We start from the raw sequence: 13741 nt of genomic DNA, 5'->3' as shown, positions 1-13741 counted from the left end.
GGCGTGAGGCAAGTTCCTTTGTCAGCTGAGGAAGCCCTCGAGTCTTCGTATAAGGGGTTGCGCGTTCGCCTCGTTCCCTGGGTTGCAAAGGAGGTCCTGGCGAGCCCAGATGAGCGCCTCATGGACTCTGCCGAGGCTCGTCAGGCAGATCGCCTTGTGGTAGTAAAGCCCTTCCACCCGCTCCAAGCGGTTCAAGTTCCGGGCCATGGCCTGGTCGAGCAGGTCCAGGGCTGTCTTGTAATCCTCGGCCTTCATAAGCGCTTGGGCCGCCTGAATGAGCCGGAACGGTTCCCGGGGGTCGCAAGCGGGCGCACTGGGCGTGTCACTGAGGAAGAGGGACTCGTAGTTGACCCGCGGGTAATGGTCGAGACATCCGCCTGCCGTCGCGTTGAAGACGTTGAAGCCCCAGATCCGGGCATAGTTGTTGAGCTGCTGGTACTGGTAGTCCATCATTGCCATGGCTCCCCGCCACTGGTTCCAGGTCAGATAGTCGACGCATTTTTTCGACTCGGGATAGAAGTGCTCCACCCGCTGGTTCTCGTACTCTGCCTCTGTGACCCGCATGAAGTCGTGGTCGCACCCGACGAAGTAGATCGGGTTGCACCCGAGGTGGAATGCGAGCATCAGGCTGACGATCACCACGTTCTGGCCGAAGGGGAGGATGCCGGTGGAAAAATCGAGGGGCGCCTCGATGCTCCGGGTTTCGTCGTAGTGGTAGAAGTGCAGGTCAATAAGCGGCCCCGGGTTGGTCTGGCACAGAAACGGGAAGGCGCCGGAGGGGAAAAAGAGCTTCGGGCTTACGCACTTGTCCTGCGCGAACTGCAGGGCGGGGTAGAAGGTCTCTTCCGGCCTCATCCAGAAGCCTGGATCGGCGATGACCCAGTAGGCGGGATCGATGAGCTTCGCGTCGGGGTGCCGGAAAAAGGACGACACCACGATGGTCACCTCGTCCTTCAGAAGGGTGAGGTCCTGGGATTTAATAGAAGGCCCGTTCCCAACGATGAAGCACCTTTTGCCGGCGTGCAGGTTTTTCAGGGGCGCGTTCTTCAGGAGGATGTCATCAAGCTGCATAGTGGCTCTTTCCCTTTGCGTTTGTAACGACGTCTCGGATGAATTGCAAAAAACGGTCGATCTCGAACTCGACTTTTAAAGACAGCAAAGGGGGTGTTTCGGTCGCTGCCGTCATCGCCTGCTCCGGAGTGCCCAGCCGGGGGACCATGCCGTGCCGGGAAAGGACCAGCGGGTCCTCGACCGCGAGGCCTGGTTGCAGTGAAAGTACCGGCTTGCCGAGCAGGTACGCCTCGATGAGCATGATGGAGGTCATGCCGTAGACCCGGTCGGCAAGCGCGATGCATTCCAGGGAGCTGAGCTCGTTGGCGATCATGAGAGGCTGCAGGTTCCTGCTGCGCAGCATCGGATCGAACAGGGACGCTTCATCCTTGGGGTGCAGTTTGATCACCGGCTTAATCCCGGTGCCGGAGTCGGCGACTAGGTCGAGAAAGAGCCCGAGTGAATCGTACTGGTCGTACCCTCGGCTGCGTCCGTAGTGCTCACGGATCGCCTCGGAAACGAAGAGTGCTACCTGCTGCGTCGCCGGTATCCCAAGCCGTCGCCTGATCTCCTCTCTCTGCAAGTTGCGGGCCTGCCGCCGCAGCTGGGAAAGCGAGGGGTGCCCGAAGCGGACCAGCATCCCCGGCTGGAACCCCTCCCGGATCATCTCGACGGCGCCCACTTCGTCGATACAGTTAATGAAATCAGGCAGGTAGGCGAGCCTCTCACCCTCTCCGGGGCCGCTGAAGCGCACAGCGTAGTTTTGCCACTGGTCGACCAGCGCCAGGCTCGGGACTCCCCGGGCGCGGGCGTTGCGCCAGAGGTTTTTTTCCGACATGTCCCGCTCGGGGAGGCTCGTTGCCGAGGTGATGAGGAAGTCTGGGCGGTGGGAGTCCAGCACGGCGTTGTCGTTCTTTTGCACCGGGGGGATCTCAATGAAATCGACGCCGCGGGCGGCGAAGCGCTGCGCGCCCAGCCCGTAGCTCAGGACCACCACCCGGTAGGCAGGCTCGGCGTGCAGGAGCCGGATCACCGGGATCAGTATCTCGGCGCCCCCGGGCTCGCAACTGAAGAGAAGGATGCTCTTCCGGGGCACTATCGTCGCTCCGCGCCGGGCACGCCGTCCGCCTTGCCCAGTACGGCGACGAGGTAGTTGCCGCGTCGTCCGAGGTCCGGGTAGAGCGACTGCTGCAGCCCGTCCTCCTGGGCCATTTTCCTTTCGTAGTTTGGGAGATGGCAGTTGCGCTTGTGGATGAAGCGGTCGGGATGATCGTAGAACTCGGTGAGGTCCGAGAGGTAGATGTCGAGCCACTCGGTGCGCAAGGAGAGGACCTTGAAACCGCAGCGGGCTGCGAGGGCCGAAAGGGATGACTCGTTGAACAGGTTCAAAGTGGTGTAGCCGTAGAGGTGGTTCACCTTGCCGCGGTACAGTTCGACGGCGTAGGAGTCGGCGTTCGGGGTGTTGATGTAGAGAAGCCCGTCCTGCTTCAGGATCCGGTGGATGTCGCGCAGCAACCCGACCGGGTCGGGTAGACCGTAGAGGATCTGGTGCAACGTGACGATGTCGTAGACCGGTTTCAGGGCGAGCTCCGCCAGGAACCCCTTGTGCACCGTGAAATGCTGCTCCGCGATGGCTGCTGTCAAAGGATTGACTTCGAGCCCCTCCGCCTGGTAGAAGTGCTTCGCCTTGTGCAGGAAATCCCCTACCGAGCACCCCAGGTCGAGGAGCCTGCCGGAGGTCTTGAACCGGTAGATGTCCTTGAGCTTGTTGTCCGCAGCAGGGTCCGGCCTTTCCGGAATGCCCCCCTTGTACCTGCTGATCAGGGAGAAATACTCCATCAAGAGCTCGTCCTCGCCCTGAAATCCCTGGTCCACCAGCTCCGCATCGGGGGCCGGGTTCATGTAGACAAGGGCGCAGTTGCCGCAGCGAACGTAGTCGAGATGGCTGTTGTCGGCGAAAAAGGAGCTTTCGCCGGCGCCGCAGACCGGGCACTTTCTCGGCGCGAGGCTCCCCTTGGGGATGGCGGCTGCCAGCGCGGCGACCTTGATGAGCCACTGCCGTATCTCCTCGTTGTAGCTCTTGACGTGGTTGAGGCTCACCGGCAGGCCGCCTTCCCGAAGGCACTCACGATGTCGTCCATGTCCGACCTGGTGAGCGGCGGGTAGTTGTAGGCGGTCACGATAAGTTCCTTCTCGTGCATCCTCTCCGTCACCGGGCAGAGCCCCTTGCCGTAGTCGGGACGCTCCCCCTCAGGGAGCAGGTTGTAGGGGAAGCCGTTCTTGAACCGCTCACGCTCGGCGAAGATCGGCTCCAGGTAGAGCGGCTTGATGTAGCCCGCCGCGAACCGGTACAGGGGTATCCCTAGTTCGTTGATCCTTTGCACGAACTCGGCGCGGGAGATCCCGGCGGCTTCCTCGTGGAAGCGGATCGGGTAGAGGTAGTAGACGTGCTCGGATCCCTCGCGGACCTTGGGGGGGGTGAGGTAGTCGAGTTTGGAAAGCCGCTCGGTCAGGTAGTCGGCGAGTTCGATGCGCTGCCTGAGCAGCAGGGGGAGCTTTTTCAACTGCTCGATGGCAATGGCAGCCTCAACCTCGGGGAGCCGGTAGTTCCCCCCCAGCATGTTCGTCAGGTTCCGGTATCCCATCTCGTTCACCACCGCCTCGGCGTGGTTTCTGATCAGTTGCAGCCTAAGTGCCAGATCGTCGTCGTTGGTGACGGCGATGCCGCCCTCGCCGCAGTGGATGATCTTGTGCTGGTTCAGGCTGTAGACCCCGATGTCCCCGAAGGTGCCGGCAAAGCCGCCGTTGTAGCCGCAGCCGGGGGCGTGGGACGAGTCGCAGATCACCTTCAGGTCGTGCTTGCGTGCGATCTCGTTCAACGCGGTCATCTCGGCCGACTGCCCGAACAGGTCCACCGTGAGGATGGCGCGGGTTCGAGGGGTGATCTTGGCTGCCACGCTCGCAGGATCCATGCAGAAGAACTCCTCCTCGATGTCGGCGAATACCGGCACCGCGTCGTAGAAGAGGGGGGCGGTGGCCGAGATGCACATGCTGTACGGCATGACCACGACCTCGTCGCCGGGGAGGACGCCGGAGGCGCCCATGGCCGCGACAAGCGCTGAGGTGGCCGTATTGAAGGAGACCGCGTGTTTGACCGCGTGGTGCTCGGCCCAGCGCCGCTCCAGCTCCTGCACCTTGCTCCCTCCCAGGAACTTCTCTCCTGGGCGGGCGATGTAGTCGGAGAGCATCCCTTTGGCGACGACGGAGTAGGCGGCACGGGCCTCCTCCTCTCCGATTGGGTTGTAGGGGGGAAACGGCGCGGTTCTTACTTTTTCCATGGGTGTTCTCCGATATCCAGGGCGTGGCCCAGGTCGTATGATAGGCGGACCGCCTCCACGATCACCTTGCTGCGGCAGGAGTCCTCCGGGGTGTTGACGGTGTGCGGGCGGACGCCGGTGGTCACTTGGTGCAGGTAATCCACGCAGCCGCACATGGAGCGCGGGTACCCCGTCCCGGTGCGCACCGGCGCGCGGTCGTTGAGGGTGTTTACTCCGCCGTAGGCATAGGATCCGAGGCTCCTGGTCTCTATGCTGCGGGAGTTGTCATTGATGGTGACCCGCCGGTCGGTGAGCAGCAGGTCGATCTCGAAGATGTGGTAGTGGTAATCCGCTGCGGGCGAGTCGGCGGTCCTGACGGTGACGCCGAAATCCTCGTACATCAATGCGAAATCGTAGCTGTACTCCCGTACCGCAGGGTTGAAGACGCGCCGGAAGCCGAGCACCCGTTCGGGCTCACCCAAAAGAAAGATCAGCGTGTCGATCATGGTGCTGCCGATGTGCTCCAACCCCTTGATGTAGAAACAGTTGGCTGCGAGCAGGCGGCGGGGCGCGCGCGCAAGGTCCTCCCTGATCGCCTGGTGGCTCGGGTCGAACCTCCTCTGGAAGTTGACCACCACGTTCACCCCTTGTTCCTGAGCCATTCTCCCCACCTCTTCCATCTGCGCCAGCTCCAGGGCCAGCGGTTTTTCCACGAAGAGTGTTTTGCAGGATCCGTTCCGGATCAGGTCGGTGACCACTTCGAAGTGATAGTCGTTGGGGGTGCAGACGCTGACCACATCATGGAAGCTTTTCACCACACCCTGGACCTCCGAGATTGCCCTTTCCACGTTCCATTGCTGCCGGAAGGTCTCGGCACGGGACGCGTCGAGGTCGCAAACGGTCGCCAGCCGGAACCTCCCGTCGGCCCGGTAGGCACCGGCGTGGGTGTAAACGCCCGGGTCGCCGGGGAGCTTGGCGAGGTCGTAGCCGCCGGCTATCTGCCCAGCACCGATGATGGCGACGGACAGGGGGCTAGGCATGGGTTTTCATAAAGGGGGCGGAGCGCTGGACCAGCCCCTTGGTCTTCAGGAAGAGCTCCGGGAATTCCTGGGAGAGCCTGATCAGTTCGCGGGTGGTGAAGCTCCAGGTTCCGAGGATCTGGTAGATTTCCCTGGCGAGCTGCAGGTCCTCGGGGTAGTCGATGGTGAAGCGCAGGTAGGGGTGGGCGAACTCCGGCGGCGCGGTGAGGTGCCGGATGTCGTACTGCTCCGGATGCTCCCAGATGAAGCGGACCACGTCTTCGCGGTCCTCGGTAGTCAGGTCTTCGCGGGTGTTCAGTTGCACCAGCTTCTCGACCTTCACCACGTGACCGTAGATACCGAGTGGCCAGGTGAGTTCGAGGTCGTTGCAGACGTAGTCGTGGGCCCCGTTGCGTGCGATCTCCACCATGTGGTCGATGAGCTGGAAGTCGAGGTAGGCGGAATCTGCCCCCATCTGCACCAGGTAGTCCGCGCCAGCCCGGCACACCGCCCCGGTTACCCGGTCCAGCACGTCCATTTCGGACCCCCGGTGGCAGGGTACCCCGTTCGCGGCGCACCACGCCGCGATTGCGTCGTCGGCCGCCTCCACCGTGGTGGCTACCCAGACGTCGTTGACGTTTTTGGCCAGCCGGAACCTCTTCACCACGCACTCGAGCAGGGACTTCTCCCCGGTGATTGCCGTGAGCGTCTTGCCGGGGAGCCGGCTCGATCCCATGCGCGCTTCGATAACACCTATAAAAACCATTTTGCTCCTCCGGTTGTGTGCCGTGGCTCGGGCTACTTCTTCTCCATCACGTAGACCGAGTAGTGCGAAAACATGTTAGGGAACAGCTTCGCCAGGTAGTAGAAGAGGCTGGTGAGTGATTTCATGCTGCCAGCCTGGTCCTGGAGGTCCTTCAGTATGGTCTGGCTGTGGATCTTGGCCGACTCGCTCTCGCTTTTGCCGTATTTCCTGTTGAACTTGGACATGTTGAGATGCCGTACGCTTTCCAGTACCCCGTAGAGCGGTGCGGTATGGATGGTCTCGGATATCTTCAGATCCACCTTCTTGGCCAGCTTCGCGATGTCACGTGTGGAGAAGTAGACTGCCATGAAGTCGTTGGGAACGTTCTGCCCTAGCAGCTTTCCCAGCGCCCGGGAAAACTGCATCGAGGCCTTAAGGAAAAGGCTCTCCTTCCAGACTACCAGGACGAAGACGCCGTCGTCGGCGAGGATGCGCTTGATCTCGGTCAAAAGGTTGACACGGTCCTTCTCCTCGCGATACAGGATCAGGACGCTGGCGAGGATGATCATGTCGAAGCTCTTGTCCTCGAAATCCGTGTTGAAGGCATCCTGCACGTGGAAGGTCACGTTGGGGTATTCCTTCTGCGCGTTCTCGATGGCCTTGTCCGCGTAGTCCAGCCCGTGGTAATCCACGAACTTGAAGACGTTGCTCAAGGGGAGGTTCACGCCGTTGCCGCATCCTATGTCGAGGATGTTCGAAGGGTGCCTTCTCAGCACCACGTTGTAGACGTTTTGGAAGATGTTCATGAACCGATACTTGACCAGGAAGTCGTAATTGGTGAAGGCGCCGCCGAACTCGATTGTATTGGAGAGCTTACGATAGAATTTCTTGTAGTCCTTGATCTCGTCCCCTTCGGACAGCCTCTTGAAGTCGTTGTAAGCTACGTACATTGGATGATCTCCTTGTCTGTTTTTCTCAGTCTTCCAGCCACTTCACCAGCTCGAACACTTCCGCGTAGGCGGCCCCTATCCTTTGTCCGGCGTTTTCGGCTTCGTTGGTGAAAAAGCCGATCCACTTCTCCCGGGTCCGGTCCATTTCCGACTTGTGGGCCCTGATCGACTCCTCCTTCTGCTCCAGGTAGCCGCTGATGTCAACGTAGAAGTTCCCCCTGAAGTCGAGGTTAGAGTGGTACCAGTTGCTTCGGTACATGAGCATCCTCGGGACGTGCCTGCATGAGTGCAGCGAGGCCCTCGCCACGGCCTGGTGGTCGTGGTGGATGTCGCCCACCCAGTGGGTGTAGACCTTGTCGATGGCCTTGTCCTTGACGATCTTCACGATCTGCACGTTCAGTGCCTCGACGAACTCGACCTCCAGGGTGTTGAAGTTGCCGCAGATCAATTCAGCGCCCAGAATCTGCATGGCCCTTTTCCCTTCCGCCAGAGCTGTCTCGTTGCTTCTCACCACCTCGTTGTCCTGGTTGGTGAACCCGGACATGGTCGCGACGTAGGCGTAGACCGTGTCGCCGTCGGCCACGTGCTTGGCAATGGTGCCTCCACACCCCAGTTCCAGGTCGTCGAAGTGTGCCCCGATTGCAAGAATGTTCATCCGATGCTCCTTATGATGTGTCGTGCCCCGTCGATGCCGCAGTTGAACAAAAGGTCGATGCTGCTCAGGTAGGGGATGAACTCCCCGTGCAGCTGCGGGTAAACCGGGTGATTGAACTGCTGCCAGACCACCTCGATACCTGCCGCAGCGAACGGCGCGGGGTCGAAGTACCCCTTGGCTCCCAGGCCCGAGAGGTAGCGCCTGGAGCCGGTCTTCTGGAGGATGTCCACCAAAAGCTCGTTGTTTTTCCCCACCGCGCCCAGGGCGCTTGCCATCACGCGTTCGATACGGATGCCGAGACGCTCCGCGAGGAAGTCGATCGACTTCAGGTTGAATGCCGCGAGCCGCTCGCAGGGGGAAGCGTAGAGCTCCTCGATCAGCGGCATTATCTCTTTGAAGAAGGGAGCGTTGCGGTAGTTATTCCGGATGAGATTCTGGTTGTCCTTGCGCCACGGGGAGTCGGCCAGAAGCACCTCGTTGATGGGGGTGCCGAGCTTGGGCTTTCTCACGCCGACGGTGAGCCAGCGCTCTCCCTGCGGGGTCTTGATGATGTCCCGGTTCATCCAGCTCCTGCTGGTGCCGGTGACGAACTGCGCGTTGTCGAGGACCACCCAGAGGTCCGCTTGAAGAAACCGGTGGAAGAACCCGAGGTAGGGGAGGAAATCGGGCTGGTGGATGACGACGGTCCTAGCCATGGCGGGTGATCTCCCGGTACATCTCTTCTGCCCCCTGGCCGTCGATCTGCGCCATGCCGGCCCGGCTCATCGCCGCGAGATCGAGCTCCCTTGCGAATACCTTTTCGTCGATCCCGCCGTGGTGGCCGGCGAAGAGCGACGACCCGAGCCTCTCCAGGTAGCGCGCTATGGGGATCTCGTGCTCCTCGTTTGCCACGACGATGCAGGGAAGACCGCAGGCGTTGGCCTCGAACGGTGTGACCCCACCGCCGGTCACGGCCAGATCGTGCCGGTGGAATTCCTCGACGAGCGAGGGGACCGCATCTTTCAGGGTGAAGCGGTCGTCGATGAGCCGCTCCAGTTCCTCCCTGTGCCGGAATGAGGGGCCTGCAATCACGGTTGCCCCTTTTCCGAGTCGCTTCAGGATGGCGACGGCCTTCAGGGTCGCGCCGTAGGTGTCGCTCCCGCCGAGGCTCACCACGATGGAGCCGATGCGTTCGCGCATCCTCTTGTACCGGGCGATCTCGGGGTTGAGGATCAGGTACCTGTGTCCAGTCAATACCCTCTTGCCGCCAAGCGCGGCGGGTTCGCAGATGAGCAGCGGCGCGAAGTGCAGATCGGCGAGGTGCGCACCGGTCCCGCGGTCGTCCACCGTGACGAGCATCACGCCGTGCCGCTTGACCCGTTCGGCATGCTTGAGATCGGTGTCCAGCCGGTCGTTCAGCCAGACCTCGATGCCGAGCTCGCCGATAAGTTGCGACTCCCAATCCGACGAGCTGTCCGCAAGGGGGACGCTGCGCCAGGGGATGCCGTGGTCGTCGAGCACGCTGGCCGCCTTGGGGTCGTCGTTGACGAGGACCACGAACGGCTCATTCCTGTCGCGTAGGAGCGCTGCGAAATGCACCGCCTTGAACAGGTGCCCGAGCCCCCTTGCGTGCGACGCCTCGATGCAGATCGCGATCACCTCTCCTCCTGCGTCGTCTCGTAGCGCTCGGAGAGGAGAATTGCCTCCTCGGTGGTCACTGGTTCGCTGCATGCGTGCTCGACGATGTAGCAGGCCTTCCGGTAGTCGGCCTCGGTATCCACGGTGAGCCGGACCTCCGGGCGGTGTTTGCAGGGGACGGCCTCGAGTTCCAGCGTCTCGAATCGGTCAGGGTTTTCCAGGAGGTATTCGTCCACGTGTTCGCGATGGTGGGGGGCCATCCCCTCGCGCCAACTCGCCTGAAGCGCTTCGAAGGTGAAAATCTCGGCGCCGACCCCGATCGGGAGCACCCGGAAAGAGTGGGTGAAGTCGGCGTTCTCCTTCAGGTGCAGCGCGATGAGCCGGTCCAGCTCTTCCATGTCTGGGAAGGGGTTGTCGCCGGTGAGGCGCACCACATGCGTGAAGCCATGTTCCGCGGCACAGCGGTAGTAGCGGTCAAGGACGTCACTTTCGCTACCCCGGAAGCAGGCGACACCCGCCTCCCGGCAGAAGCGCTCCACTGCGTCGTCCCGCCGCTCGGTGGAGGTCGCGAAGACGGGGAGGGCGGGGGTCTGCAGCCGGCGCAGACGCTCGATGATGTGCCCCAAAAGCACCCTGTTCCCGATCGGCTTCAGCACCTTCTCCGGGAGCCTCGTCGATCCCATCCGGGCCTGGATGATGATTCCCACCTGCGCGCCGTTCATCGCAGCTTGCTCCAGGGGATCACTTCGTCCTGCTCCACGGGCTCGTTCAAGACGCTTCCCGGGAGCTCCTCCCTGAAGCGGGGGGGGATGCCGAAGCCGGGGCGCTTCACGGCGATGTCCTCCGCCGTCAGCCGGTGTCCGGCAGGGAGCGCCCGCGCCGCGACGATGCTCTTTCTGTTGTTAATCCGCGTTGTCTTCTCTGAGGCGGCCGGCATCTTGACGCCGCTTCCCATCATGGCCTCCAGGGTCCTCACCTGTTCCACGATGGTCCTCATCTCGGCCGGGTCGGCGGAGAGGATGTGGTCCGGCCCCTCGGCGTTCTTGTCCGTGGTGAAGTGCTTCTCGAGGACCGCGGCGCCGAGCGCTGCGGCGCCAAGACAGGCCACGGTCCCGATGGTGTGGTCCGAGTAGCCGACCGGGAGGTTGAATTCGCGCGCCAGAGCCTGCATGGCAAGGAGGTTCACGTGCTCCGGATGGGTGGGGTAGCTCGTCACCGCGTGCAGGAGGATGAGCTCGAGGTTGCCGGCGCCGAGGATCACGTCCACCGACTCGCGCACCTCCTGCATGGTGCACATGCCGGTGGCGAGGAGGACCGGCTTCCCCTTCGCGGCGACGTACCTGAGGAACGGGATGTTGACCGCGTCGTCGGAGCCGATCTTGTAGGCGCTTACCCCGAGCCGGTCCAGCAGGTCGACGTCGGCTTCGTGCGAGGGGGTGGAGAACCAGTCGAGCCCTTTCGCCCGGATGTAGTCGAAGACCTGCCGGTGCAGCTCCTCGTCGATCTCGTACTTTTGGAAGAGTTCGAACTGGGAGGCGATGCCGGTGTTCTCCATGTCGAAGATGGCGCTTTTGCTGGAGACGGTCTCGGCGCGGTAGGTCTGCAGCTTGACCGCGTCCACCCCGCAGGAGGCGGCGGCATCGACCAGCGCCTTTGCCTCCTCGAAGGTGGTGAAGTTGCCGCCGATCTCGGCGATGATGTAGATCGGCTGTCTCGGTGCGAAGGAAAGTTTCATGCGAGCTCCGATTTCAGGAATTGCTCCAGGGTGCGCCTGGGAAGCCAGCCGAGCGCCCTGGTGATGGCCGAAATGTCGGCGACGGTGTCGGGGACCTCGTTCACCCGGATCTCGCCCGTCGCTTGCCAGCAGAGCGGGCGCGGGGAGTAGCGGACCGCCATGTCCAAAAGCTCCCCCACCGAGATCGACCGTCCCGAGCCGACGTTGAAGAGCGAGAAGCGGGGCTCCAGGTCGAGGGCCAGGAGCAGCGCCTCGGCGAGGTCGTCCACGTGGAGGTAGTCGCGCCTGGGTGCCGCGTCCTTCACCGTGATCGTCCCGCCGCTTTTGGCCTGCTTCAGGATGGTCGGGATCAGGAAATCCTCCCCCTGGCCGGGGCCGAAGATGTTGAAGGGGCGCAGCACGGTGACCGGGACCTCGAAGTGATCGGCGTAGAAGCGGCAGAGCTCTTCCGCGAGCCATTTCGAGTGGTTGTAGGGGGTGTTCGGGGCTACCGGGTGCGATTCTGCGATGGGGAGGGTGTGCGGCACGCCGTAGACGTAGGCGCTGACGTACACGAGCCTTGCGCCGCTTATGCGGCAGAAATCGAGCAGCTGCTGGGTCCCGAGCGTGTTGGCGCGGTAGAAGGCCCCCGGGTCTTCCCAGCTGTGAGGGACGAAGGTGCGCCCCCCAAGGTGGATGACGTGGGTGATCCCCCGCCCCTGGAAGGGGGCGAGGGCGCCGTTTTGTTCGAGGTCGCAGCCGGTGGAGCGGGCGCAGCTGTGGGTCGCGATGCCGCGGCTCTCCAGGAGAGAGACGGCGTGCCGGCCGATGAAGCCGGTGGCGCCGGTGACGAGGACCTGCTTCTGGGCGTTGTGCACGGTCATGAGCCGATGGTCTGGGAGCGGTTTACGTAGTTGTTGACGGCGACGCTGACGCCGTTCACGGTGGCGGCTTCCGTGCTCTCGGTCTGCCTCGGGAGGTAGCAGCCGCGGCAGAGCTCGACCTCTTTGAACCCGTCGGGCTGCCGGTGCAGGTCCCGGTATCGCTGCAGCTTTTCCCCGTGCCAGATGTCGCGGATGGTTTGGCTGCCGGCGTCGCCGATGCAGACGCTGGTCTCCTCGTCGTTGGAGCACATCATCGCCCTGCCGTCGGCTCCGACCACCAGGCGCTGGTAGTGCTGGCAGCAGATGAACCCCTCCTCGTAGGCGATCTCGCTGTCCTTGCCCAGGTAGTCGATGAGCGGGTTGAACGCGATGAGGTCCACGTAGGGCGCGAAGGTGTCGTAGAACGCCTGCGGGTCGTCCTTGATGGAGGGCCAGATCGCCTGCACCTTGATCACCGGCCGGTGGCGTCCGGCGCGCTCCTTGATCTTTTTCATCGCCTTGATCTTCTCCAGCGTCTCCTGGAACTTGAGCGGCTTCCTGATCGACTCGTACATCTCGTTAAGGCCGTCCACGGATATGGTGATCCAGTCGGCGCCGGCCTCCATGGCGCTGGTGAAGAACTCCGGCGTCAGCGTGCTGCAGTTGGTCAGGAACGAGACCTCCCTGATGCCGTGGAGCTTCGCATAGGCGATGCAGTCGATGAAGCGGGGGTGGATGGTGGGCTCGCCCCTGAGGCTCAGCCGGAGCGCGGGGACGCGGCCGCCGATCTCGTCGATCACCTTGGTGAAGAGCCCGAAATCCATGAGCCGTGCCGGGATCTTCTCTTTGAACTCGTCGGTTATGGTGTAGCACATGGGGCATTTCAGGTTGCAGGCGGTGGAGAGTTCCAGGTCCACGAGGAGCGGGTACTCCGAGACTTCCTGGCGCTGCGGGAGCTCGCGCCAGTCGCGCCGGTAAGCCGCGTATTCCTCTTCCCACCCCTCGCCGCGGTACTTTTCGAAGAGCGTCTCGCGCTCCGGGGTCTCGAGTTCGTAGTTCCCCTTGTTGATCGGGACGTTGCTCATTGCACTGTTCCTTCGTAGGGGAGGAACTTCCCCTTCAGCGAGTCGAACTCCTCGATCGCCTGCATGTAATCGTCGGGGCGGCCGATGTCGAGCCAGAATCCCTTGTGGATCTTCACCGAGGCCGGGTGCCCCTCAGCCAGGAGGTCGAGCATCAGGTGGTCGAACCCGTAGGGGGTGTCCGCGGGGATGTGCCGCATCGTGTCGCGGTTCACCATGTAGACCCCCATGCTGACGTCCAAAAGGTACTCGGGCTTCTCCTCGAAGCCGCAGAGCTTTTTCTGCCGGTTGATCTTCAGCACGCCGTATTCGGACTTGAGCACCCTTTGGTATGCGGCGATGGTGAAGTTGTTTTTTACCCTCACGTGGTAATCGTGGAATTCCCTGAAGTTCAGGTCGGTGAGGATGTCGCCGTTCATCACCAGGAAGTTTTCCGGCAGATCGTCGATGAGCCTGAGAGGCCCCATGGTGCTCAGCGGCTTGGTTTCCAGCGAATAGTCGATGGTGATGCCCCAGCGTTCGCCGTTGCCGAAGAAGGCCTGGATGATCTTCGCCTGGTGGTTCACCGCCATGGTGATGTGCGTGAAGCCGCAGTGTACCAGTTGGCGCACGATCACCTCGAGGATGGGATACTCGCCTATCGGCATGAGGGGTTTGGGAAGCACCACGGTGTAGGGGCGCAGCCTCGTCCCCCTGCCGCCTGCCAGAATGACTGCCCGCATCTATCCG

15 protein-coding genes are annotated in these 13741 nt (G+C 62.4%); all 15 read right to left on the bottom strand.

Annotated elements, in window-relative coordinates; genetic code table 11:
- Positions 1 to 21 precede the first annotated feature (21 nt).
- The 15 genes from GBEM_RS18655 to GBEM_RS18585 are packed head-to-tail and all read right to left on the bottom strand — an operon-like array spanning position 22 to position 13734.
- Positions 22 to 1071, bottom strand: coding sequence for a 6-hydroxymethylpterin diphosphokinase MptE-like protein (locus GBEM_RS18655; RefSeq protein WP_012532166.1), 1050 nt, complete (start codon positions 1069 to 1071; stop codon positions 22 to 24).
- Positions 1061 to 2146, bottom strand: a complete 1086-nt coding sequence (locus GBEM_RS18650) for a hypothetical protein (RefSeq protein WP_012532165.1) — start codon at positions 2144 to 2146, stop codon at positions 1061 to 1063. The genes GBEM_RS18655 and GBEM_RS18650 overlap by 11 nt, the downstream gene beginning before the upstream one ends.
- Positions 2146 to 3150, bottom strand: coding sequence for a methyltransferase domain-containing protein (locus tag GBEM_RS18645; RefSeq protein ID WP_012532164.1), 1005 nt, complete (start codon positions 3148 to 3150; stop codon positions 2146 to 2148). Before GBEM_RS18645 ends, GBEM_RS18650 begins: the two co-directional genes overlap by 1 nt.
- A complete protein-coding gene (locus GBEM_RS18640; protein WP_012532163.1) occupies positions 3147 to 4388 on the bottom strand; it encodes a DegT/DnrJ/EryC1/StrS family aminotransferase in 1242 nt (413 codons plus the stop codon). The genes GBEM_RS18645 and GBEM_RS18640 overlap by 4 nt, the downstream gene beginning before the upstream one ends.
- Positions 4376 to 5407 carry a Gfo/Idh/MocA family protein gene (locus tag GBEM_RS18635; protein ID WP_012532162.1) on the bottom strand — a complete coding sequence of 344 codons (1032 nt, stop codon included), beginning with the start codon at positions 5405 to 5407 and terminating at the stop codon, positions 4376 to 4378. The genes GBEM_RS18640 and GBEM_RS18635 overlap by 13 nt, the downstream gene beginning before the upstream one ends.
- Positions 5400 to 6152, bottom strand: coding sequence for a cytidylyltransferase domain-containing protein (locus GBEM_RS18630; RefSeq protein WP_012532161.1), 753 nt, complete (start codon positions 6150 to 6152; stop codon positions 5400 to 5402). The genes GBEM_RS18635 and GBEM_RS18630 overlap by 8 nt, the downstream gene beginning before the upstream one ends.
- 32 nt (positions 6153 to 6184) lie before the next feature.
- Positions 6185 to 7081, bottom strand: a complete 897-nt coding sequence (locus tag GBEM_RS20510; RefSeq protein ID WP_012532160.1) for a class I SAM-dependent methyltransferase — start codon at positions 7079 to 7081, stop codon at positions 6185 to 6187.
- A gap of 25 nt (positions 7082 to 7106) precedes the next feature.
- A complete protein-coding gene (locus GBEM_RS18620; protein WP_012532159.1) occupies positions 7107 to 7736 on the bottom strand; it encodes a PIG-L deacetylase family protein in 630 nt (209 codons plus the stop codon).
- Positions 7733 to 8431: a WbqC family protein gene (locus tag GBEM_RS18615; protein ID WP_012532158.1), complete on the bottom strand. Its 699-nt coding sequence runs from the start codon at positions 8429 to 8431 to the stop codon at positions 7733 to 7735. Before GBEM_RS18615 ends, GBEM_RS18620 begins: the two co-directional genes overlap by 4 nt.
- Positions 8424 to 9374 carry a PseG/SpsG family protein gene (locus GBEM_RS18610; protein ID WP_012532157.1) on the bottom strand — a complete coding sequence of 317 codons (951 nt, stop codon included), beginning with the start codon at positions 9372 to 9374 and terminating at the stop codon, positions 8424 to 8426. Before GBEM_RS18610 ends, GBEM_RS18615 begins: the two co-directional genes overlap by 8 nt.
- Positions 9371 to 10075 carry a cytidylyltransferase domain-containing protein gene (locus GBEM_RS18605; protein ID WP_012532156.1) on the bottom strand — a complete coding sequence of 235 codons (705 nt, stop codon included), beginning with the start codon at positions 10073 to 10075 and terminating at the stop codon, positions 9371 to 9373. The genes GBEM_RS18610 and GBEM_RS18605 overlap by 4 nt, the downstream gene beginning before the upstream one ends.
- A complete protein-coding gene (locus GBEM_RS18600; protein WP_012532155.1) occupies positions 10072 to 11088 on the bottom strand; it encodes an N-acetylneuraminate synthase family protein in 1017 nt (338 codons plus the stop codon). Before GBEM_RS18600 ends, GBEM_RS18605 begins: the two co-directional genes overlap by 4 nt.
- Positions 11085 to 11951: an NAD-dependent epimerase/dehydratase family protein gene (locus tag GBEM_RS18595; protein WP_012532154.1), complete on the bottom strand. Its 867-nt coding sequence runs from the start codon at positions 11949 to 11951 to the stop codon at positions 11085 to 11087. Before GBEM_RS18595 ends, GBEM_RS18600 begins: the two co-directional genes overlap by 4 nt.
- On the bottom strand, positions 11948 to 13015 hold the full coding sequence (locus tag GBEM_RS18590) for a radical SAM/SPASM domain-containing protein (RefSeq protein WP_012532153.1): 1068 nt from the start codon (positions 13013 to 13015) through the stop codon (positions 11948 to 11950). Before GBEM_RS18590 ends, GBEM_RS18595 begins: the two co-directional genes overlap by 4 nt.
- Positions 13012 to 13734, bottom strand: a complete 723-nt coding sequence (locus GBEM_RS18585) for a sugar phosphate nucleotidyltransferase (RefSeq protein ID WP_012532152.1) — start codon at positions 13732 to 13734, stop codon at positions 13012 to 13014. Before GBEM_RS18585 ends, GBEM_RS18590 begins: the two co-directional genes overlap by 4 nt.
- Between the last annotated feature and the right edge of the window lie 7 nt (positions 13735 to 13741).

The organism is Citrifermentans bemidjiense Bem (genome assembly GCF_000020725.1).
GTDB lineage: Bacteria > Desulfobacterota > Desulfuromonadia > Geobacterales > Geobacteraceae > Geomonas > Geomonas bemidjiensis.
The sequence above is the reverse complement of the archived record's forward strand: the minus strand, read 5'-3'. Positions and strand labels throughout refer to the sequence as shown.

Bases quoted from the DNA above. Each gene is read 5' to 3' on its own strand.
- GBEM_RS18655 (WP_012532166.1), bottom strand. From the start codon at position 1,071: ATGCAGCTTGATGACATCCTCCTGAAGAACGCGCCCCTGAAAAACCTG.
- GBEM_RS18640 (WP_012532163.1), bottom strand. From the start codon at position 4,388: ATGGAAAAAGTAAGAACCGCGCCGTTTCCCCCCTACAACCCAATCGGA.
- GBEM_RS18635 (WP_012532162.1), bottom strand. From the start codon at position 5,407: ATGCCTAGCCCCCTGTCCGTCGCCATCATCGGTGCTGGGCAGATAGCC.
- GBEM_RS18630 (WP_012532161.1), bottom strand. From the start codon at position 6,152: ATGGTTTTTATAGGTGTTATCGAAGCGCGCATGGGATCGAGCCGGCTC.
- GBEM_RS20510 (WP_012532160.1), bottom strand. From the start codon at position 7,081: ATGTACGTAGCTTACAACGACTTCAAGAGGCTGTCCGAAGGGGACGAG.
- GBEM_RS18620 (WP_012532159.1), bottom strand. From the start codon at position 7,736: ATGAACATTCTTGCAATCGGGGCACACTTCGACGACCTGGAACTGGGG.
- GBEM_RS18615 (WP_012532158.1), bottom strand. From the start codon at position 8,431: ATGGCTAGGACCGTCGTCATCCACCAGCCCGATTTCCTCCCCTACCTC.
- GBEM_RS18605 (WP_012532156.1), bottom strand. From the start codon at position 10,075: ATGAACGGCGCGCAGGTGGGAATCATCATCCAGGCCCGGATGGGATCG.
- GBEM_RS18600 (WP_012532155.1), bottom strand. From the start codon at position 11,088: ATGAAACTTTCCTTCGCACCGAGACAGCCGATCTACATCATCGCCGAG.
- GBEM_RS18595 (WP_012532154.1), bottom strand. From the start codon at position 11,951: ATGACCGTGCACAACGCCCAGAAGCAGGTCCTCGTCACCGGCGCCACC.
- GBEM_RS18590 (WP_012532153.1), bottom strand. From the start codon at position 13,015: ATGAGCAACGTCCCGATCAACAAGGGGAACTACGAACTCGAGACCCCG.
- GBEM_RS18585 (WP_012532152.1), bottom strand. From the start codon at position 13,734: ATGCGGGCAGTCATTCTGGCAGGCGGCAGGGGGACGAGGCTGCGCCCC.